This is a genomic window from Streptococcus oralis, assembly GCF_023110435.1.
In the GTDB taxonomy this organism is placed as follows: domain Bacteria; phylum Bacillota; class Bacilli; order Lactobacillales; family Streptococcaceae; genus Streptococcus; species Streptococcus oralis_CF.
The window spans coordinates 145,752-167,702 of the sequence record NZ_JALDWB010000001.1; the positions used below are offsets into that span (position 1 = coordinate 145,752).

The following is a 21,951-nucleotide window of genomic DNA, read 5'->3' on the forward strand; positions in this document are numbered from 1 at the left end:
ACGAGTACGAATGTGCTCGTTTTTTTGATGATAAGTTCATTCCTGGGGAAATAAGTCCATTAATAGCCTGATGGAACAAGAGAATAGTGCTTTTCCTCTTCTTCTTTCACAGAAAATGTGGTATAATAGAGAGTAAAAACTTTGAAAGAAAGAAAAAGATGAATTTAAAAGATTATATCGCAACGATTGAAAATTACCCTAAGGAAGGCATTACCTTCCGTGATATCAGCCCTTTGATGGCAGATGGAAATGCTTATAGCTATGCTGTTCGTGAAATCGTTCAGTATGCAACGGATAAGAAGATCGACATGATCGTGGGTCCAGAGGCTCGCGGATTTATTGTTGGCTGCCCAGTTGCTTTTGAGTTGGGAATTGGCTTTGCACCTGTTCGTAAACCAGGGAAATTGCCACGTGAAGTCATTTCTGCTGACTATGAGAAAGAGTACGGTATTGATACCTTGACCATGCATGCTGATGCGATCAAGCCAGGCCAACGTGTTCTCATCGTAGATGATCTTTTGGCAACAGGTGGAACTGTCAAGGCAACAATTGAGATGATTGAAAGACTTGGTGGAGTTGTAGCCGGTTGTGCTTTCTTGATTGAGCTGGATGAGCTTAAAGGCCGTGAAAAAATCGGAGATTACGATTACAAGGTACTTATGCATTATTAATGAAAAACAGTCCTTGGGGCTGTTTTCTCTTCATCTGCTATATAAATTAACTATAGCTAGTTAGAGAAAAACTATAATTGAAAACTATATCTTCATACAGTATAATAAAGGGAAGAAGTATTTGGAGGTTTTTACTTTCAAACAGACAACATCATTCCTGAAATAGAGAACTGTTAGGAGGGTATTATGCCGATTCGAATTGATAAGAAATTACCAGCTGTGGAGATTTTAAGGACAGAAAACATCTTTGTCATGGACGATCAACGAGCTGCGCACCAAGATATTCGACCTTTGAAGATTTTGATTTTAAATCTGATGCCTCAAAAGATGGTAACAGAAACGCAGCTCTTACGGCATTTGGCTAATACCCCTTTGCAATTAGATATTGAATTCTTATATATGGAAACACACCGTTCCAAGACAACTCGTGCCGAACATATGGAAACCTTCTATAAGACCTTCCCAGAGGTTAAGGATGACTTTTTTGATGGGATGATCATCACAGGAGCTCCGGTGGAGCACTTGCCTTTTGAGGAGGTGGACTACTGGGAGGAGTTTAAGCAGGTCATCGAATGGTCCAAGACACATGTTTTTTCTACCCTGCATATCTGTTGGGGTGCCCAAGCAGGTCTTTATGCTCGCTATGGAGTTGAAAAGCACCAGATGGCTCAGAAATTGTCAGGCATTTACCCGCAGGATACCTTGAAAGAGGGCCATCTTCTCTTTAGAGGTTTTGATGATAGCTATGTGGCTCCCCATTCTCGTCATACAGAAATCTATAAGGAAGAGATTTTAGGAAAAACCAATCTGGAAATCCTCTCTGAGGGAGAACAAGTTGGCGTTTCTATTTTAGCCAGTCGGGATCTTCGTGAGATTTATAGTTTTGGTCATTTAGAATATGACCGTGATACTCTAGCAAAAGAGTATTTTCGTGATTGTGAGGCAGGACTTAATCCTCACATTCCAGAAAATTACTTCAAAAATGATGATGTGAATGAGACACCGTGTCTTTGTTGGTCTTCATCAGCTGCTCTCTTTTTCAGTAACTGGGTTAACTATGCAGTTTATCAAGAAACCCCTTTTGACTGGAGAAAGGTAGAGGATGATGCGGCTGCATTTGGATATTTATAAGAGGAATTATGACGTATTTTGACGCTTTTAAAACAGGGAACTTGGTTTTGCCAAGTGCCCTGCTCTTGCATTTTAAGGAACTCTTTCCTTCTAGTGATGATTTTCTCGTCTGGCAATTTTTTTATCTACAAAATACATCTGCTTTGGATGAGCTATCGCCAAGCCAAATTGCAGAAACTATTGGAAAAGAACTTGCAGATGTCAACCAATCCATTTCAAACTTGACTGAAAATGGGCTACTACAATATCGAACGATTGAACTAAATGGGGAAATTGAGCTTATTTTTGATGCTAGTTTGGCCTTTGAACGCTTGGATAGCTTGTTGGACAGCCAGACTCCAGCTACAACTGCCCCAAACCCGCAAAATCAATTGAAGGATCTTATTGAGACTTTTCAGCAGGAATTAGGACGCTTGCTAACGCCGTTTGAAATCGAAGATCTTTCTAAGACAGTCAAAGAAGACGGTATCAAGGCGGATTTGATCAAAGAAGCTCTCCGAGAGGCGGTTCTAAATGGCAAGCCAAACTGGAAATATATTCAGGCCATCCTTCGGAATTGGCGCCATGAAGGCATCCAGTCTGTGGCTCAGGTGGAGGCCAAACGAGCAGAGCGAGAAGCGAATAATCCCAAACAAGTTCAGGCTTCGGCTGATTTCCTTGATGCCATGAATTTGTGGCAAGATTAGCCGCTCGGAAAATCTTGTAAATTAGAGTAAGATTTGCAAGCTCCTTATAAATATGATAAAATAATAGAAAATAAAATGAAAAAAGAGGTATGTGAAATGTCACGTAAACCATTTATCGCTGGTAACTGGAAAATGAACAAAAATCCAGAAGAAGCAAAAGCATTCGTTGAAGCCGTTGCCTCAAAACTTCCTTCATCAGACCTTGTTGAAGCAGGTATCGCAGCTCCAGCTCTTGATTTGACAACTGTTCTTGCTGCTGCTAAAGGTTCAAACCTTAAAGTTGCTGCTCAAAACTGCTATTTTGAGAATGCAGGTGCCTTTACTGGTGAAACTTCTCCAAAAGTATTGTCAGAAATGGGTGTTAACTACGTTGTTATCGGTCACTCAGAACGCCGTGACTACTTCCATGAAACTGACGAAGATATCAACAAAAAAGCAAAAGCTATCTTTGCAAACGGTATGCTTCCAATCATCTGTTGTGGTGAGTCACTTGAAACTTACGAAGCTGGTAAAGCTGCTGAGTTTGTAGGTGCTCAAGTATCTGCTGCATTGGCTGGATTGACTGCCGAACAAGTTGCTGCATCAGTTATCGCTTACGAGCCAATCTGGGCTATCGGTACTGGTAAATCAGCTTCACAAGACGACGCACAAAAAATGTGTAAAGTTGTTCGTGACGTTGTAGCTGCTGACTTTGGTCAAGAAGTTGCGGACAAAGTTCGTGTTCAATACGGTGGTTCAGTTAAACCTGAAAACGTTGCTTCATACATGGCTTGCCCAGACGTTGACGGTGCCCTTGTTGGTGGTGCATCACTTGAAGCTGAAAGCTTCTTGGCATTGCTTGACTTTGTAAAATAATCTAGTTTTTTCCAGACAGACAGTCAAAAGTACCAGGTGACTTTGACTGCCTGTCTTGTTTTTACTTGGAGTATTCTTGTGAAAGAGGAATTTTTCCGACTAGGAAAGTTCCTTAGGGAAGGAAAGGCGTGCGGATGCGCGCTCTTTTCTGTATCAAAAAGTTATGAAAGGGGGAGTTATGCTCTATATTTGGTCTTATTTGAAAAAATATCCCAAGTGGTTATTCTTGGATTTCTTTGGGGCTATTTTCTTTGTTATCGTCAATCTGGGACTACCGACTGTTCTAGCTCGGATGATTGATGACGGTGTGAATAAAGGGAATGAACATCAATTGTATGTTTGGGCGGCAATCATGCTGGTGATTATCCTATGTGGAACCTTGGGGCGTATAGTCTTAGCCTATGCTGCTAGTAAGCTAACAACCAATATGGTTAAGGATATGAGGGATGATCTCTATGCCAAATTACAAGAGTATTCTCATCATGAATATGAAAAGATAGGAGTATCTTCACTGGTTACTCGTATTACCAGTGATGCCTTTGTTCTCATGCAGTTTGCAGAACAGACCTTAAAACTGGGTGTCATCACTCCCATGATGATGCTGTCTAGTATCTTAATGATCTTTTTGACCAGCCCGTCATTGGCTTGGATAGTAGCTTTTGCAGTACCTTTCTTGGCTGTGGTGGTTATTTATGTGGCTGTCAAGACTCGCCCTTTGTCAGAGAAACAGCAGAAAACTTTGGACAAAATCAATCAATACGCTCGTGAAAATCTGATGGGGCTTCGTGTCATTCGTGCCTTTGCCCGTGAGGAGTTTCAAGAGGAACGCTTTGCAGGACAAAATGCAGTCTATGCAGCTAATTCCAATCGTCTGTTTAAACTAACTGGTCTGACAGAGCCCTTGTTTGTTCAGATTATCATTGCCATGATTGTAGCTATTGTCTGGTTCGCTCTGGACCCTATCAAACAAGGTTCTCTGCAAATTGGGGACCTGGTAGCCTTTATCGAATATAGTTTCCACGCTCTCTTGTCCTTCCTTTTCCTATCCAATCTCTTCACCATGTACCCTCGTACAGCCGTTTCGAGTGAACGTTTGAAAGAAGTCATGGATATGCCGATTTCTATTGATCCCAATGAAAAAGGCGTTAGAGAGACAGCAACCCACGGCTATTTGGAATTTGAAAATATCACCTTTGCCTATCCTGGTGAGACGGAAAATCCTGTTTTGCATAACATTTCTTTCAGTGCTAAACCAGGTGAAACCATTGCCTTTATCGGATCGACCGGATCGGGAAAATCCTCTCTTGTGCAATTGATTCCTCGTTTTTACGATGTCACCCTTGGGAAAATCAAAGTAGATGGTGTTGATGTGAGGGATTACCGCCTCAAGTCTCTCCGTCAAAAGATTGGATTTATCCCGCAGAAGGCCTTGCTCTTTACAGGAACTATCGCTGAAAATATCCGCTATGGGAAGGAAGATGCTAGTCACAAAGACCTACATCAGGCAGCGGACGTGGCGCAAGCCAAAGATTTTATCGAAAGCCGAGAAGAAGGCTTTGCGACCCATCTAGCTGAAGGTGGAAGCAATCTTTCTGGAGGACAGAAACAACGTCTCTCAATTGCCCGAGCGATTATAAAGAATCCTGATATCTATATTTTTGATGATTCCTTCTCAGCCTTGGATTATCGCACGGATGCCATTTTGCGCCGTCGTCTCAAGGAAGTCACACAGAATGCAACGGTTTTAATTGTTGCTCAACGTGTCGGAACTATCATGGATGCGGACCAGATAATCGTTCTTGATAAAGGGGAAATCGTGGGTCGCGGTCGCCATGAGGAATTGATGGAAACCAATGACATCTATCGTGAAATTGCTGAGTCGCAGTTGAAAAATGCATCTCTAACAGAGGAATAGGAGGAAATATGAAAACACAATCTAGTTTGGCTCGTTTGTGGAGCTATTTGAAAGCCTACCGTTTTTCTGTCTTCTTTGCAGTCTTTCTAAAAATTTTGAGTGTGATCATGAGTGTCTTGGAGCCTTTTGTCTTGGGGCTAGCCATTACGGGGTTGACAAAGAATCTCTTAGATATGGCTAATGGTCTTGCAGGTGCTGGTATCAATACTGGCTACATCGGAACTGTTTTAATCATTTACCTCTTTAGAGGTCTATTGTATGAACTTGGGTCTTATTATTCCAACTATTTCATGACCAATGCAGTCCAGTCTATGACTCAGGATCTGCGAAATGAAATGACCGAGAAAATCAATCGTATCCCAGTATCTTTCTTTGACAAACACCAGTTTGGTGATTTATTGGGACGATTTACCAGTGACGTTGAGACAGTGTCCAACGCTCTTCAACAATCTTTTCTCCAAATTGTCAATGCCGTTCTGACGATTGTCCTCGTGATGGGAATGGTATTATACTTGAATTTTCAGTTGGCTATAGTGGTGATTCTATCCATTCCAGTGACCTATTTTGGTGCTAGAAGCATCCTGAAACGTTCTCAGCCTTATTTTAAAGAGCAGGCAGCTATTTTAGGACGGATGAATGGCTATGTGCAGGAAAATCTCACAGGTTTTAATGTTTTGAAACTCTATGGTCGTGAGGAAACTTCTCATAAAGAGTTTTCTGAGATTACGGACGACCTCCAACGTGTTGGCTTTAAAGCCAGCTTTATCTCTGGGCTCATGATGCCAACCCTTCATGTCGTATCAGACTTGACCTATCTGATCGTTGCAGTTCTTGGTGGTTTGCAGGTTATTGCAGGTCGTTTGACAGTGGGGAATATGCAGGCCTTTGTTCAGTACGTTTGGCAGGTCAGCCAGCCTATCCAAAACATCACACAACTTGCGGGTCAAATGCAAAGCGCCAAGTCTTCGCTCGATCGTATTTTCGACATCTTGGATGAGACAGAGGAAGTCAAGGGAGAAGAACTCGAAATCCTTGAACCTTTAACGGGTCAGGTAACCTTTAAGCAGGTTGATTTCCAGTATGTTGAAAACAAACCATTGATTCGAAACTTTAATCTAGAAGTTCAACCAGGAGAGATGGTAGCGATTGTTGGTCCGACTGGAGCTGGTAAGACAACCTTAATCAATCTGCTTATGCGTTTTTACGATGTTACAGCAGGTGCAATCTTGGTTGACGGGCAGGATATTCGCCAGTTGTCACGACAAGACTACCGCCGTCAGTTTGGGATGGTCTTGCAGGATGCTTGGCTCTACGAAGGTACTATCAAAGAAAACCTACGTTTTGGAAATCTTGACGCCAGTGACGAAGAAATAATAGCAGCTGCCAAAGCAGCAAATGTAGACCACTTTATTCGAACTCTTCCTGGTGGTTACAACATGGAGATGAACCAAGAGTCCAGCAATATTTCCCTCGGGCAAAAACAACTGTTGACCATCGCGCGTGCTCTCCTAGCCAATCCCAAAATTCTCATTCTGGATGAAGCAACTTCCTCTGTTGACACCCGTTTGGAACTCTTGATTCAAAAAGCCATGAAACGGTTGATGAAGGGGAGAACCAGCTTTGTCATCGCCCATCGTCTCTCGACCATTCAAGAAGCGGATAAGATTCTCGTTCTTAAAGATGGACAGATTATTGAGCAGGGAAATCATGAAAGCTTGCTCCAAGAAAAAGGCTTCTATTACGACCTTTATCAAAGCCAATTTTCGAGTAAATCCGATCAAGTCAGCTAATAAAATAAGGCTAGATTTTTCTTAAATTATCAGTCAATTACAACTTTTTTAATATGGGTTAATTTTCTTGCTTTTGTCTACTAGGTGTAGTATACTGAGGTAGTAATCAATAAATATGGTTACAAAAATAATATTATGAGGTGAAAAAAATGGTTGAATTGAAAAAAGATGCATTAAAAGACGTTACAACATTATCTAAAACAGCGCCAGTAGCATTAGCAAAAACAAAAGAAGTATTGAACAAAGCAGTAGCAGACTTGTATGTGGCTCACATTGCCCTTCACCAAGTTCACTGGTATATGCGTGGTCGTGGTTTCCTCGTATGGCATCCAAAAATGGATGAATACATGGACAGCCTTGATGGTTATCTTGACGAAATCAGCGAACGTTTAATTACCCTTGGTGGCAAACCTTACTCAACTTTGACAGAATTCCTTCAACACAGTGAAATCGAAGAAGAAGAAGGAGAATTCCGTAACGTTGAAGAAAGCTTGGAACGTGTTCTAGCTATTTATCGCTACCTCATCAGTCTTTTCCAAAAGGCTTTGGATGTGACTGACGAAGAAGGCGATGATGTTACAAACGATATCTTTGTTGGGGCTAAGGCTGAACTTGAGAAAACAGTTTGGATGCTTACAGCAGAACTTGGACAAGCTCCTGGTCTGTAAGATACAGTTGCTACCCCTTTTATCATGAGGTGCTTGATAAGTACCCATGACCAATCATCTTTTAAAAGTCATGTAACTGTAAAAAGTTGTATGATTTTTTTGTTTGCTGGACTTAGGACACATTGTCAAAAGTAGGATTTTACGGTATAATAGTTGCTGTTCAATAATATATGAATTTCAAAGAATAATTGATATTTTAAGGAGGACTTATGAACAACTTACCAAATTGCCCAAAATGCAATTCAGAATACGTCTACGAAGACGGAAGTCTCTTGGTCTGCCCAGAGTGTGCCTATGAATGGAACCCTGCTGAAGTCGCAGAAGTAGAAGAAGGTGTGGTTGCTATCGATGCCAATGGAAATAAATTGGCTGATGGCGATACTGTAACCCTCATCAAGGACTTGAAAGTAAAAGGTGCGCCAAAGGATTTGAAACAAGGAACTCGTGTTAAAAATATCCGTATCGTAGAAGGTGATCACAACATCGACTGTAAGATTGATGGTTTTGGAGCTATGAAACTCAAGTCAGAGTTTGTTAAGAAAATCTAGCCATGAAACTGAATTACAAATTTATCTTTTATAGTCGTGTGCTCTTGTTCTTAGCGGCTTTCACAGGAGTTTATCTAGAAATTACCAAGCACGGTGGCTTTGGAATGCTCCTCTACTACACAGTGTTGTCCAATCTTTTAGTAACGATTTTCACGGGCTATCTGCTCCGTGTGATGAGCCATTCAGGTGAAAATTGGCAAAGTCCGACCCTGCTTCGTCTCAAGGGTGGTGTTACCATGAGTATCATGATTACCTGTGTGATTTATCATTTTATGCTTGCTCCGATTGCGACGGACTTTTACCGTGTGGAAAATTTCCTTTGCCACTATATCGTTCCACTCTGGTTTTTAGCCGACACCCTCTTCTTTGATAAGCAAGGTCAATACAAGATCTGGGATCCAGTCTTGTGGACCATCTTGCCCTTGGTTTATATGATTTTTGCCTTGTTTAACGGCTTGGTCTTAAAACTCAATATTCCGAATTCCAAGGACAATCCCTTCCCTTATTTCTTCTTAAATGTGGCTAAGGGTTGGGACGTGGTCATAAAATGGTGTTTGATCATTTTTGTAGCCTATATGGTTGCAGGCTTTGTCTTTTACCTGATCAAGCAAATCAAGCGAAAATAGTCTTCCTATTAGGAAAGTTAGGACGGAGTCTCTAGTTCAATCGGGCTCCTTCTTTTCTTGCCCTCTTCCTTTTAAAAGGACCAACAGTGAGAAATATATAGAAAGAAAATCCATGAAACAATTTTTAGAACGGGCTAGTATTTTGGCCCTCTCCCTCGTTTTGATTACCTCCTTTTCCATCTCAAGTGCTCTGCCAGCCATGTTTGACTACTATCAGGGCTATCCCAAAGAACAAATCGAGCTCCTAGTCAGTCTCCCTTCTTTTGGGATTATGATTATGCTGATTTTAAATGGTTTTTTGGAACGTTTGTTTCCTGAGCGTCTTCAAATTAGTTTAGGGCTTCTCATCCTCTCTATTGGGGGAACGGCCCCCTTCTGGTATCAGGATTATAACTTTGTCTTTGCGATGCGGATTTTATTTGGTTTGGGTGTTGGGATGATCAATGCCAAGGCCATTTCTATCATCAGCGAACGCTATTATGGAAAGACACGGATTCAGATGCTGGGTCTCCGCGGATCAGCAGAAGTTGTCGGGGCGTCGATTTTGACTCTAGTGGTAGGTCAACTCTTATCCTTGGGATGGACAGTGACCTTCTTGGCCTACAGTGCGGGATTTTTAGTATTGATTCTTTATCTGCTCTTTGTCCCTTATGGCAAAGAAAAGAAAGAAACAAAGAAAAAAGAGGCCGAAACGACTCGTTTGACTGGACAGATGAAAGGATTAATTTTTCTATTGGCTGTCGAAGCAGCAGTCGTGGTCTGCACCAATACAGCTATCACCATTCGTATTCCTAGTTTGATGGTGGAAAGAGGTCTCGGGGATGCTCAATTATCTAGTTTTGTTCTTAGTATCATGCAGTTGATTGGGATTGTGGCTGGCGTGAGTTTTTCTTTCTTGATTTCTCTCTTTAAAGAAAGATTGCTCCTTTGGTCAGGCATTACCTTTGGATTAGGGCAGATTGTGATAGCTTTGTCTCCGTCATTGGGTGTGATGGTAGTTGGAAGTATTGTGGCAGGTTTTGCTTACAGCGTAGCCTTGACCACTGTCTTTCAGCTTCTTTCTGAAAGAATCCCAGCTAACCTCCTTAATCAGGCAACGTCTTTCGCAGTGTTAGGATGTAGCTTTGGAGCCTTTACGACACCATTCATCCTGGGAGCTGTCGGTATGGTCACTCAAAACGGGATGCTGGTCTTCACCATTCTAGGATGCTGGTTAATAGTGACTTCCGTACTTGTCATGTTTGTACTTCAAAATAAAGCTTAGGATTGATTTCCTAAGTTTTTCTTTTTGTTTTTTGTCCCCAGACAATTATTGTTTTTTAAACTTGTTTGTACTATTATTTCCTGATAAAATAGACACATGACAAGATATAAAGCAATCATTTCCTATGACGGTTACGCTTTTGCTGGTTTTCAGCGCCAGCCTCATGAGCGGAGCGTTCAGGAAGAAATTGAAAAAACCTTAACGAGACTCAATAAGGGGCAAGCCATCACTGTTCACGGTGCTGGTAGGACTGATAGTGGGGTCCATGCTCTGGGACAGGTTATTCATTTTGACCTGCCCTATCAGATGGATGAGGAAAAACTCCGTTTTGCTCTGGATACCCAGTCTCCTGAAGATATCGATGTGATTTTGATTGAGATTGTGGCGGATGATTTTCATTGCCGTTATGCCAAGCACAGTAAGACCTATGAGTTTATAGTAGATAGGGGCCGTCCTAAGAATCCTATGCGTCGTCACTATGCCACTCACTTTCCCTATCCGCTTGATGTTGAGCGGATGCAGATGGCAATCAAAAAGCTAGAGGGAACCCATGATTTCACCGGTTTTACAGCATCTGGTACCAGTGTAGAGGACAAGGTTCGGACCATTACAGAAGCGAGTTTAACAGTCGATGAGACAGGGCAGTTTTTGACCTTTACCTTTTCAGGAAATGGCTTCTTGTATAAGCAGATTCGCAATATGGTGGGGACGCTGCTCAAAATCGGAAATAATCGAATGCCAGTAGAGCAGATTGACCTGATCTTGGAGAAGAAAGACAGGCAACTTGCAGGTCCCACTGCGGCACCCAATGGCTTGTATTTAAAGGAGATTCGTTATGAAGAATAATCGTATTTTAGCCTTTTCTGGGAATGATATTTTTAGTGGTGGTGGTTTATCAGCCGATCTTGCTACCTATACCTTGAACGGCTTGCATGGTTTTGTAGCAGTGACTTGTTTGACGGCCTTGACAGAAAAGGGATTTGAAGTCTTTCCAACAGATGACGCCATTTTTCAACATGAATTAGATAGTTTGCGTGACGTGGATTTTGCGGGAATCAAGATTGGTCTTCTCCCTACTGTCAGTGTGGCTGAGAAAGCCTTGGACTTTATCAAACAACGCCCAGGAGTACCTGTGGTGTTAGACCCTGTCTTGGTCTGCAAGGAAACGCACGACGTGGCAGTCAGTGAACTCTGCCAAGAATTGATCCGCTTTTTTCCTCATGTCAGTGTGATTACGCCAAATCTTCCAGAGGCAGAATTATTAGCTGATCAAGAGATTAAAACCTTGGAAGATATGAAAAGAGCAGCGCAGAAATTGCATGAATTAGGAGCGCCAGCAGTCATTATCAAGGGGGGCAATCGCCTTAGTCAGGACAAAGCTGTAGATGTCTTTTATGATGGACAAACTTTCACTGTTCTAGAAAACCCAGTCATTCAAGGCCAAAATGCTGGTGCAGGTTGTACCTTTGCCTCAAGCATCGCCAGTCACTTGGTTAAGGGCGATGAACTTTTACCAGCAATAGAAAGTTCTAAAGCTTTCGTTTACCGTGCTATTGCACAAGCAGATCAATATGGAGTAAGACAATATGAAGCAAACAAAAACAACTAAAATCGCCCTTGTATCCCTATTAACCGCCCTTTCTGTGGTTCTAGGTTATTTCTTAAAAATTCCAACGCCAACAGGCATTCTAACTCTCTTAGATGCGGGTGTCTTCTTTGCAGCCTTTTACTTTGGCAGTAAAGAGGGGGCTGTCGTTGGAGGACTAGCTGGATTCCTCATTGACCTCATATCAGGCTATCCACAGTGGATGTTCTTTAGCTTGGTAAACCATGGCTTGCAGGGATTTTTCGCAGGATTTAAAGGCAAAACTCAGTGGTTAGGCCTTATCTTAGCAACGATTGCCATGGTAGGGGGCTACGCCTTGGGTTCAACTTTGATGAATGGCTGGGCAGCGGCTCTACCAGAAATCCTACCAAACTTCCTGCAAAATACCTTGGGTATGGTTGTAGGGTTTGTGCTTAGTCAGAGTATTAAGAAAACTAAGTAAAGCAGCTGGAGAAAAGTTTTAAAAATCAGAAAAACGCATAATATCAGGTGTTGAAAAACCTTGATATTATGCGTTTTATTGTGGGAAGATTTTCGAAGAATATTAATCAAAATAAAGCAAATCTTTGCTGGTGCTTGTAAAGAGGTCAAAGCCATCCTTGGTAACAACACCGCAATCTTCGATGCGGACACCGACTTTACCAGGGATATAGATACCTGGTTCAACAGAGAAGCACATGCCTTCTTCGATGACCATGTCGTTTCCTTCCATGATAGATGGGAATTCGTGGACATCCATACCGATACCGTGACCGAGACGGTGGTTGAAGTACTCACCATAACCAGCTTTTTCGATGACCTCACGGGCAGCTCGGTCTACCTCATGGGCAGTCACACCTGGCTTGATAAAGTCAAGGGCAGCTTGTTGGGCTTCAAGGGTCAAGTTGTAGATATCTTTCTTGAATTGGTCTGGCTTACCGACAGCGACTGTACGAGTCATATCTGATGCGTAGCCATTGACCATAACACCCAGGTCAAAGAGGAGAAGGGCGTCCTTTTCAACTTTGTTTGCACCAGGAATTCCGTGCGGATTTGCAGCGTTGTCACCAGTCAAGACCATGGTATCAAAGCTCATTTCATAGCCTTCACGTTTTAAGGCGAAGTCGATTTGGGCGATGATATCTGTTTCGGTTTTATCAAGAGAGATATTGTCAAAACCAACTTTTACAGCTTTATCAGCATAGAGCCCTGCAACCATCATTTTTTGGACTTCATCAGCTGATTTGATGAGGCGCATGCGTTGGATGCGAGGAGTGAGGTTTTCAAACTCAGCAGTTTCAAAGACAGTTTTCAAGCCATGGTATTTGGTCAAGATGAGATTGTCAAACTCAACAGCGACACGTTTGAAGTCGTGCTGTGGCAAAGCGTTTTTGATTTTTTGCCATGGATTTTCAGAATCCACATAGCCCACAACTGGGAAAGATACAGTGCTGCTTGCACGTTCCACTTCAAGGGCTGGAACAAAGAGGAGAGGCTCCTGATCCGCCGAGACAAAGAGGAACATTTGGCGTTCATGGGGATCACTGTAAAAGCCAGTGAGGTAATTAATAGTGACGGGGTCAGATACGACAGCGACGTCTAGTTTTTCTGATTCAAGATATGTTAGGATTTGTTGTAATTTAGACATATGCTACCTTCTTTCTACCCCTCTATTTTGGCAAAAAATGAGAGAAAATGCAAGGGAGAAGGGTAAAAGAACAGGCAAAAAGAACTCCGACAAGATAGTGGAGTTCTTTTATCTAATTTTCCTTAGTTTAAGAAAAGTCAGCCTTGCTTTTCACGTCGCTGTATTCTTCAGCGATTTCTTGACTGAGAATATCCTCATAGGCAGGGAGTTGGATGTCCTGACCGTATTTTTTCTTGAGGGCAGTAGTGACTAGACGATAAGCCAGATTGGCATTACGAGAGAGGATAGGCCCGTGGAAGTAGGAACCAAAGACATTCTTATAATGAACCCCTTCGCCGACCTTTTCCTCGTTGTTTCCATTTCCATAGACAATCTGACCCAGTGGTTTTTGGTCATCTGAGAGGAAGGTACGGCCCTGGTGATTTTCAAATCCATAGTAGGTTTCATTGAATTCTTCATTGTGAATTTTTATATCACCAATAAAACGGTTATTGGTCTGGTTGAGCGTGTAGTGGCCCATGACACCTAGCCCTTCGATGCGCTTACCTGAAGCTTCAACATAATATTGACCCAATAGTTGGAAACCACCACAGATGGCTAGAACCACACCGTCGTTTTGGATGTAGTTGTCAATGCTCTCTTTTTTAGCAGGAAGGTCGCCTGCGATGATGCTTTGTTCAAAGTCTTGACCACCACCGAAAAAGGCGATGTCGTAGTGATTTTCGTCAAAGTCATCATGGAGAGAAACGATGTCAACCGTCACATGAGCCCCTAGCTTTTCAGCCACATACTTGAGCATGAGGATGTTTCCATTGTCCCCGTAGGTATTCATGAGGTTTCCATAGAGGTGGGCGATGTTGAGCTGATAAGGGTAGTTGCCAGCTTTTGAGGAAAGTGAAGTATAAACCATTAGTTCATCTCCTTTCTAACAATCTGACGACTAGCCAGCAGTTCGCGGAATTCCAGCATAGCAGTATAGGTAGCCAGGATATAGGCATGTTTGCAGTCTTGGTTCTCAATGGTTTTGAGAACTTGCTCCAGATTGCTTGTCTCAGTGATTTTATCAGCTGGATAGCCTGTCACCCGTAGACGACGTGCGATTTCAGAATGACGAACACCGCCAGCATTGATTTCAGGGATATTCATATCAGTGATTTGTTCAAAGTCCGCATCCCAGATCCAGCTAGTGTCAATTCCGTCTGCATAGTTGGCGTTGAGAAGGACAGAAAGGCTAAATGGATAAGGAGCTAGTTTGATCATCTCGATAGCTTGGGTCGCACCGACTGGATTTTTAATCAAAACAAGGGTGCATTCCTTGTCACCGATATGGAAGGTTTCTTGGCGTCCAAAGACAGCACGGCTCTTATCAAATCCTTGCTTGATTAGTTGTGAATCTGCGCCGAGAAAGCGAGCGATGGCAACCGCTGCTAGGGCGTTGTAGATGTTGTAAAGCCCACCGATTTGAATGCCGTATTCTTGCCCGTCAATGACAAAGCGAGAGCGATTGTTGGTCAACTCAACTAGTTCTGTCAGACGGTAGTCCAAGTCAGGTCGTTTGCAACCACAATTTTCACAGATATAGGCACCCAAGTTGGCATAGGTATTGTGCTCATATTTGAGGATGCCTTGACAGTCAGGGCAGAGAATACCTTCGGTATTGTAGTGAGCCAGTTGGGCTGGCCCTTTTTCCAAGTCAAAACCAAAATACTCTACAGGATTTGGAATAGCTGGCTTGTAGAAAAGCGGACTGTCACCGTTGAGGAGAACAGTAGCCGTAGGCACCTTACGGATGGCATCTAAAATCATCTTATAAGTTGTGTAAATCTCACCATAGCGGTCCATCTGGTCACGGAAAATATTAGTGATGACAAAAAGGCTAGGGTGGATGTAGTCACAGATACGAGATAGACTGGCCTCGTCAATTTCGAGGACGGCAATGTTTTTTCCAGTTTTGGAGGATTTGGCAGTCAAGAAGGTTGTCGTAATCCCTGTGATCATGTTGGCACCACTAGGATTGGTCAGAACTTGACCATAAACTTCTTTTAAAATGCCGACAGTGAGGGCAGTTGTCAGGGTTTTCCCGTTGGTTCCAGTGACCACGACAATCTCGTAGTTCTTCGCTAGATGTTGTAAAATATCTTTATCAAATTGAAGGGCGACTTTTCCTGGGAGCGTACTTCCACGGCCAAGACGGCTCAAGATGAAGTGGGAAGAACGCCCAGCAAGAAGGCCCAAGGTAGTTTTTAATTTCATGTTTCTATTATATCATACTACACCCAGCAGTCCAATAACTAAAGTAACTTCTAAGATCAACTAAAAAAGTAACCTTAGAGGTGCTTTTTAGGTTCTGATTAAACCAATCAAATACAATATTTTTGAATTTGATAACTTTGGCAACTTTAAGAAATAAATCTTTCTCACTCTGAACATAAGAAAGGAGAGGACATCGATTATCCTCTACAGGTTTTAAAATTTCATTAATCTACTATAGCTGACAAAGATACCTACAGCTGATAAAGATACCTAGCTTTTGGAATTTAGATTATTTTTTGGAAAGTCTCTTTTATAATAAATTACGAATTTTTTCTTTTATAAATGCGTTAAGAGGATAGTGTTTATCAAGATATTCTAGGAGTGCCTGAGCAGATTCAGAAATTCGTTCGTAACCTTGCAAAAAGTAGGGTAATTGTTTGGCTTCATTTGGATAACCTTTTTCAAATCGTCTGTTGCTGTTAAAAATATCTATAAAATTAGATTTAGAAGTTTTTTCCAAATTGATTAGTTCAGTCCAGAGCTTGACAGATCTGTTTTGGATGAAATCATAAGCAGCCAATTTTTCGCCTCGTTGATAGCGACCTAGTCCTATATATAGGTTGCATAAAATTTCTCCCAACAGCCATTCGCGGTCTCTATTTTCTTTTGATGGCAATCTTTGTGGCTGGCAGATTGTTCCATCAAAACCGACCTCCTTCCAGATAATCTTGCCTTCAGCGAAGGGAATGTTTACTAGTTCATGAGCTTCAAAGATAGCAAATTCACAAAAAACATCATCTTCAAATAGAACTTTATGTCCGTCCACTGTATTTTGGTAGTGAAATGCAATTGGTTCTAGCTTACTTAACCAGGTTAGGTCCTGGATATAGGCCTGCTTGTAGCCATCTTTTACAATAACAAAGAAATCTAAATCGGAGTACTGATCCAATCGTTCTCTTTCTGCTCCGCAAGAACCAAGTGCCAGTAAAGCTAGTGCTTGTCTAGAATCTTTTAGAGACTGACCAATATTATTTAGTCTTTGTAATAGTAATTCTGTTTTATTCATATCGTTACCTCATTGTTTCTTGTTTACAGACATTATATAGTTAATGTTTTCGAAAGTCAATTTCATCCCATACCAAATATATACTAATGTAATATGGGATTTCTTTCGATATTTTTTACAATGATAAAGTTTAAACATTTTGCGGAGTATTGCTCATATTATCAAGAACGAAGAAATTTGAAGTATCCTTTGATTGATTAGAAAGTGATTCTTATCTTTAAAAAGATCAAATAATTTGTAAAATATTTAAGAAGAAAAAATATATCGACTTAGCCATCAATTTGCAAACAGTAAAATCTTCTCACAAATGATGAAAATACACACATGACCGCGCGAAGAGTGCCTAATTTACCTAATTAGGCACGAAACAATCATTGCAAAATATCTTTTTAAATTACTCATAAAACGATGAGTTGAAGCAAGTTATTTAAAGTCATATGTATTGCTGATATTTAAAAGAGCGAGCTGAGACTCAATATATAATTAGGACTGCTAAGTAAAGTGTGGACATTATATCATAAAAGAAAGAAAAGACAGATTTGAGATTTCGCAGAAACAAAAACAGCCCGATAGGGCTGTAAGTGATTAGTTTTGAAACCAAGTTGCGATTGGAAAGTCGTTTTGTTTCAGTTCCAGTTTTGTTTTAGTTAAAAGTTGGCCATTTTCTAATGAATACAATAACAAATGTTGATTAGTTACGATCAATACCTTGTTTGTCAAACTTGTATCGATGTGTATTATCTCTTCCGTAGAGTCAGGTAAATCTTTTCTGACATTGATTAGATAGCTAGATTCATCAGAGAGATTGACAATAGATAAGGCACAGCGATCATTCCCATCCGCCTCATGTTTTACAATCAATCGGTCTTCTTTCGGTGTTTTATAAAGAAGATTTGGGTTGTCCTCTGGTAGCTTGATGAAGTGCTTTTCCTTACTAGACAAGTTCATGACAAGTATGCGATTGTCTGGATCTTTGGAGAAAGTTTCTGTATTTCGAGTATAAGCAACGCTACTGTAATAATTGTCACCGATTAATTCAGAAGACGTCAACATTTCAACGATTTTTCCTTCGCTTGTCAGAGGTGTGCGAGATAATTCCTTTAGTTGGTCATTTTCGTCCAATTCAACTAAATATCCATCAAACACTAAAGCGGGTCGTTGACGGGACTCATCATGAAACCCCAGACCGAGGTAGAGGCGATTCCCTCTTCCATGAAACTGGATTGGAAAGGAAGTGGATTCGGAGAATGTTTTCTGAGTAATCAGCTTTCCTGAGATGTCAAACATACTGAGCACACCATCCTCAGTTGTAGTTTGTCCTGTGTAGAAGAATTTGTCTGATACTCCAGCTCCCGAATAAGCATAGAAGGGAGTTGAAGTTTTCCGGATGTCCCCTGTCTGAAAGTCAAGGGATACAATGTTTTGAGTGGATGCTTTCCCTCTGGTATTTCCAGATGAGAAGACGAGATAGCGATTGTCAAACCGTCCCTGAGGAAACCAGAAATTGACATCTTCTGCAATGGAGACGTCCTCAGTTTTCATGAGCTGAAACTGATCGTTTTGCAACTGATAACTTTGAATGGATTTCGAATTAACAAGGTAAAAATCAGCAGCTTGATTGACTGTGAATTGCTGTTTTTGAGGTGAAATCAAGCGAAAAAGCATCCAGAAAAGTAGGAGAAAAATGAAGACTATACTGACACAGAAAACCAGTGTTTTCATAGCCGTACTTTTTCCTTTGGCTAGAAAGGAAAAAGGAGAGTGTTTTGGTGATTTAACTTGCTTTCCCATGTGACTAGCCTCCTTTTTGAACAGAAAATGAAGACAACATCTTACACCTATATTATAAGCTTTTACAGCTAAAAGCACAAATAATCTTGTAAGGAAACTATGGACTGGATAGAAAAAGACAAGCGCCAAAATGGATACTTGTCTTGTGTAGAATATTTGAAATCTTAAATCGCAAACAAGTCATTCAAGTTCTCAGCCAAGGTTGGATGAGTGAAGATTTGTTTTGTGAAGTAAGTGTAAGGGATTTTGTTGTCCATGGCAACAGTGATGATGTTAATGATTTCTTGTGAACCTTCTGAGAAGATAGTTGCACCGAGAATTTCTTTTGTTTCAGTATTGACAACCGTTTTGAAGGCTCCGCGAAGGTCGCCATTCACGTGACCACGAGGCATGGCAGCAACAGGGATTTCCTTCACAGCGTATGGAAGTTTCAAATCTGCTGCTTGGCTTTCAGTCAAACCAACTTGTGAAAGTGCAGGTGTGATGAACATAGTGTTTGGTACATTGAGACGGTCTTCAAGTGTGTAGCTGCCATCTCCAGCAAGGTAGCTGTAGACAACGCGGAAGTCATCAAGTGAAATGTAGGTAAATTGAGGTCCACCGTTGACATCTCCAACTGCAAAGACACCAGGAATGTTTGTTTGACAGTGTTTGTCGACCTTGATAGCACCACGCTCCGTTAGTTCAATATCCGTATTCTCAAGTTGAAGTGGTTCGACATTTGGTTTACGTCCAGTTGCGTAGAGAAGGGCATCGAAACGGTAAGTTTCGTTTTCAGTTACGACGAGAACTTGGTCACCGTCGTTTTTGATTTCAGTAGTACGGATGTTTTGAAGCAATTCAATGCCGTCTTCTTCCATGTATTGTTTAGCAAGAGCTGCGATGGAAGGTTCTGCTCGAGGTAGGAAAGTATCTAGGGCATCTAGAACTGTGACCTTGCTTCCAAGTTTGTTGTAAAGACCAGCAAATTCAAGACCAATGTTCCCACCACCAAGGACTCCCAGTTTTTCAGGCAATTTATCCAAGTTTTGGATACCTGTTGAGTCAAAGACATTTTTACTTGTAGCAAGTCCTGGAATTGGCAAGACGTTTGAAACAGCACCAGTATTGATAACGATAGTTTCAGCAGTCAGTTCTTGTTTTTCGTCACCAGCTCGGATTTCGATGACCTTGTTTGAAAGGAAATGCGCTTCCGCATCAAAGATATCCACACCTGTACCAGCAACAGTAGCATAGTTTTTACCATTGAGGCGACTAGTGATGGTATTTTTGGTAGCAATGACTTCTTCAAAAGACAAGTCCTTCTCAGCAGCAACTAGCAAGGTTTTAGTTGGGATACAACCGATGTTGATACAAGTTCCACCGTACATAGCTTTGCTACGTTCAATGAGGGCAACTTTTTTGCCAGCTGAAGCCAATTTACCAGCTAGTGTTTTCCCAGCTTTACCAAATCCAATAACGATTAAATCATATGTTAACATTTATAGTCCTCCTGTTTGATTTTCATTCTAGCACAAGAAAACACTTTTTGCACAAATCTGCTACGGGAAATGAAGTGAGCTTGAAATGCTCCCTTCAAATTCTTTGATAAACAACTTTCATGCCACTTTACTGCTAGAAAATCGTTTACATGATTTTCCTAATGGATTCTACTATCTTTTGCCTCGCTCTTGTGTTATACTAGATAGGTTGCAAAGAAACTAGTACTTTTCTTTCGTGGAAAAGAAGCAACACGGTATCTCGTTTTGAAGAAGATACGTCATGAAAAGAAAAGTATATGCTAAGCGCTATAGGGTGGCTTCGCACCACCTTTAGAAAGAAGAAAAACGTGAAATTTAATGAATTTAACTTGTCTGCTGATTTGCTAGCAGAGATTGAAAAAGCTGGATTTGTAGAAGCAAGTCCCATCCAAGAGCAAACTATTCCTTTGGCTCTTGAGGGAAAAGACGTTATCGGTCAAGCTCAGACTGGTACAGGGAAAACCGCAGCCTTTGGCTTGCCAACCCTTGAAAAAATCCGTACAGAAGAAGCGACCATCCAAGCCTTGGTCATCGCTCCAACTCGTGAACTCGCTGTTCAAAGCCAAGAAGAACTTTTCCGCTTTGGTCGTAGCAAGGGAGTGAAAGTTCGCTCAGTTTATGGTGGTTCAAGTATTGAGAAACAAATCAAGGCCCTTAAATCGGGTGCCCATATCGTTGTAGGAACACCAGGTCGTCTCTTGGACTTGATCAAACGTAAGGCCTTGAAATTGCACGATATTGAAACCCTCATCCTTGATGAAGCAGACGAAATGCTCAACATGGGCTTCCTAGAAGACATCGAAGCTATTATCTCGCGTGTCCCTGAAAGTCGTCAAACCTTGCTCTTTTCAGCAACCATGCCAGATGCTATCAAACGTATTGGTGTTCAGTTTATGAAAGAGCCTGAGCATGTCAAGATTGCTGCCAAGGAATTGACAACAGAACTGGTGGACCAGTACTATATCCGTGTCAAGGAACAAGAGAAATTTGATACCATGACACGTCTTATGGATGTGGAACAACCTGACCTTGCTATTGTATTTGGTCGTACCAAACGCCGTGTGGATGAATTGACTCGTGGTCTTAAAATCCGTGGCTTCCGTGCAGAGGGAATTCATGGTGATTTGGACCAAAATAAACGTCTTCGTGTCCTTCGTGATTTTAAAAACGGCAATCTCGATGTTCTAGTTGCAACAGACGTAGCAGCTCGTGGTTTGGATATTTCAGGGGTGACCCATGTATATAACTACGACATTCCTCAAGATCCTGAAAGCTATGTTCACCGTATCGGTCGTACAGGGCGTGCTGGTAAGTCAGGTCAGTCCATTACTTTCGTAGCACCAAATGAAATGGGCTATCTCCAAATCATCGAAAACTTGACCAAGAAACGCATGAAAGGCTTGAAACCAGCGACAGCAGAAGAAGCCTTCCAAGCTAAGAAACAAGTAGCACTCAAGAAAATCGAACGAGACTTCGCAGACGAAGCCATTCGTGGGAACTTTGAGAAATTTGCTAAAGATGCCCGTAAATTGGCTGCAGAATTTAGTCCAGAAGAATTGGCTATGTATATCTTGAGTCTGACAGTCCAAGATCCAGACAGCCTTCCTGAAGTGGAGATTGCGCGTGAAAAACCACTGCCATTTAAACCATCAGGTAATGGCTTTGCTGGCAAAGCTAAGGGAGGTCGTGGAGGCCGTCGTGGGGACGACCGTCGAGACCGTGATCGCCGTGGCAATGGTCGTCGTGATGAGTTCAAGAAAGGTAGTCGTGGGAACGATCGTTTTGATAAAGACAGACGTTACCGTAATAAAGACAATAAAAAACCTCGCAACACTTCAAGCGAAAAGAAGACCGGCTTTGTTATTCGTAACAAAGGAGATAAATAGAAAAAAGCGATTCACAGTGTGAATCGCTTTTATATATAAGGAGACCGA

Annotated in this window: 20 protein-coding genes; 14 read left to right on the top strand and 6 right to left on the bottom strand. The window is 41.6% G+C overall.

The features are described from left to right. Nucleotides 1-158 precede the first annotated feature (158 nt). The 13 genes from M1F97_RS00725 to M1F97_RS00785 all read left to right on the top strand — a co-directional run bounded on the left by M1F97_RS00725 (nucleotide 159) and on the right by M1F97_RS00785 (nucleotide 12,202). Nucleotides 159-671 (top strand): adenine phosphoribosyltransferase, encoded by a 513-nt coding sequence (locus tag M1F97_RS00725; RefSeq protein WP_001049316.1) that lies wholly within the window; start codon nucleotides 159-161, stop codon nucleotides 669-671. 186 nt (nucleotides 672-857) lie between these two features. Beyond that, on the top strand, nucleotides 858-1,802 hold the full coding sequence (gene metA / locus M1F97_RS00730; RefSeq protein WP_247943877.1) for a homoserine O-acetyltransferase MetA: 945 nt from the start codon (nucleotides 858-860) through the stop codon (nucleotides 1,800-1,802). An 8-nt stretch (nucleotides 1,803-1,810) separates the two neighbouring features. Then, nucleotides 1,811-2,488, top strand: coding sequence for a DnaD domain-containing protein (locus M1F97_RS00735; protein WP_247943878.1), 678 nt, complete (start codon nucleotides 1,811-1,813; stop codon nucleotides 2,486-2,488). A gap of 96 nt (nucleotides 2,489-2,584) precedes the next feature. Further along, a complete protein-coding gene (gene tpiA, locus M1F97_RS00740; RefSeq protein WP_247943879.1) occupies nucleotides 2,585-3,343 on the top strand; it encodes a triose-phosphate isomerase in 759 nt (252 codons plus the stop codon). A gap of 178 nt (nucleotides 3,344-3,521) precedes the next feature. Beyond that, on the top strand, nucleotides 3,522-5,258 hold the full coding sequence (locus tag M1F97_RS00745) for an ABC transporter ATP-binding protein (RefSeq protein WP_247943880.1): 1,737 nt from the start codon (nucleotides 3,522-3,524) through the stop codon (nucleotides 5,256-5,258). A gap of 8 nt (nucleotides 5,259-5,266) precedes the next feature. Continuing rightward, the gene (locus M1F97_RS00750; RefSeq protein WP_247943881.1) at nucleotides 5,267-7,048 is read left to right on the top strand and encodes an ABC transporter ATP-binding protein; all 1,782 of its coding nucleotides are present in this window, start codon (nucleotides 5,267-5,269) and stop codon (nucleotides 7,046-7,048) included. A 149-nt stretch (nucleotides 7,049-7,197) separates the two neighbouring features. Continuing rightward, a complete protein-coding gene (locus M1F97_RS00755; protein ID WP_061587702.1) occupies nucleotides 7,198-7,716 on the top strand; it encodes a Dps family protein in 519 nt (172 codons plus the stop codon). Between the two features lie 209 nt (nucleotides 7,717-7,925). Then, a complete protein-coding gene (locus M1F97_RS00760; RefSeq protein WP_001061600.1) occupies nucleotides 7,926-8,264 on the top strand; it encodes a zinc ribbon domain-containing protein YjdM in 339 nt (112 codons plus the stop codon). Between the two features lie 2 nt (nucleotides 8,265-8,266). Then, entirely contained in the window at nucleotides 8,267-8,890 is a 624-nt protein-coding gene (locus M1F97_RS00765) for a Pr6Pr family membrane protein (protein WP_247943882.1), read from the top strand. A gap of 112 nt (nucleotides 8,891-9,002) precedes the next feature. After that, a complete protein-coding gene (locus M1F97_RS00770) occupies nucleotides 9,003-10,154 on the top strand; it encodes an MFS transporter (RefSeq protein WP_247943883.1) in 1,152 nt (383 codons plus the stop codon). 96 nt (nucleotides 10,155-10,250) lie between these two features. Further along, on the top strand, nucleotides 10,251-11,000 hold the full coding sequence (gene truA / locus M1F97_RS00775; protein WP_247943884.1) for a tRNA pseudouridine(38-40) synthase TruA: 750 nt from the start codon (nucleotides 10,251-10,253) through the stop codon (nucleotides 10,998-11,000). Beyond that, nucleotides 10,990-11,763, top strand: coding sequence for a bifunctional hydroxymethylpyrimidine kinase/phosphomethylpyrimidine kinase (locus M1F97_RS00780; RefSeq protein WP_247943885.1), 774 nt, complete (start codon nucleotides 10,990-10,992; stop codon nucleotides 11,761-11,763). Before truA ends, M1F97_RS00780 begins: the two co-directional genes overlap by 11 nt. Then, nucleotides 11,741-12,202, top strand: coding sequence for an ECF transporter S component (locus M1F97_RS00785; protein ID WP_169446497.1), 462 nt, complete (start codon nucleotides 11,741-11,743; stop codon nucleotides 12,200-12,202). The genes M1F97_RS00780 and M1F97_RS00785 overlap by 23 nt, the downstream gene beginning before the upstream one ends. 102 nt (nucleotides 12,203-12,304) lie before the next feature. Here the strand turns inward: M1F97_RS00785 and M1F97_RS00790 are convergent, their stop codons facing one another. The 6 genes from M1F97_RS00790 to M1F97_RS00815 form a co-directional block, all read right to left on the bottom strand. After that, nucleotides 12,305-13,387, bottom strand: a complete 1,083-nt coding sequence (locus M1F97_RS00790; RefSeq protein WP_247943886.1) for a M24 family metallopeptidase — start codon at nucleotides 13,385-13,387, stop codon at nucleotides 12,305-12,307. 127 nt (nucleotides 13,388-13,514) lie between these two features. Continuing rightward, entirely contained in the window at nucleotides 13,515-14,297 is a 783-nt protein-coding gene (gene gatD, locus M1F97_RS00795; RefSeq protein WP_247943887.1) for a lipid II isoglutaminyl synthase subunit GatD, read from the bottom strand. Further along, the gene (gene murT / locus M1F97_RS00800; RefSeq protein ID WP_247943888.1) at nucleotides 14,297-15,640 is read right to left on the bottom strand and encodes a lipid II isoglutaminyl synthase subunit MurT; all 1,344 of its coding nucleotides are present in this window, start codon (nucleotides 15,638-15,640) and stop codon (nucleotides 14,297-14,299) included. Before murT ends, gatD begins: the two co-directional genes overlap by 1 nt. Nucleotides 15,641-15,950: 310 nt before the next feature. Next, a complete protein-coding gene (locus M1F97_RS00805; RefSeq protein WP_247943889.1) occupies nucleotides 15,951-16,706 on the bottom strand; it encodes a hypothetical protein in 756 nt (251 codons plus the stop codon). Between the two features lie 585 nt (nucleotides 16,707-17,291). Continuing rightward, nucleotides 17,292-18,497 carry a hypothetical protein gene (locus M1F97_RS00810; RefSeq protein ID WP_247943890.1) on the bottom strand — a complete coding sequence of 402 codons (1,206 nt, stop codon included), beginning with the start codon at nucleotides 18,495-18,497 and terminating at the stop codon, nucleotides 17,292-17,294. Nucleotides 18,498-18,661: 164 nt separating this feature from the next. Beyond that, nucleotides 18,662-19,978, bottom strand: a complete 1,317-nt coding sequence (locus M1F97_RS00815) for an FAD-containing oxidoreductase (RefSeq protein WP_247943891.1) — start codon at nucleotides 19,976-19,978, stop codon at nucleotides 18,662-18,664. Between the two features lie 347 nt (nucleotides 19,979-20,325). On the opposite strand from M1F97_RS00815, the gene M1F97_RS00820 reads away from it, so the two are divergent. Then, entirely contained in the window at nucleotides 20,326-21,903 is a 1,578-nt protein-coding gene (locus M1F97_RS00820; protein WP_247943892.1) for a DEAD/DEAH box helicase, read from the top strand. Nucleotides 21,904-21,951: the final 48 nt, after the last annotated feature.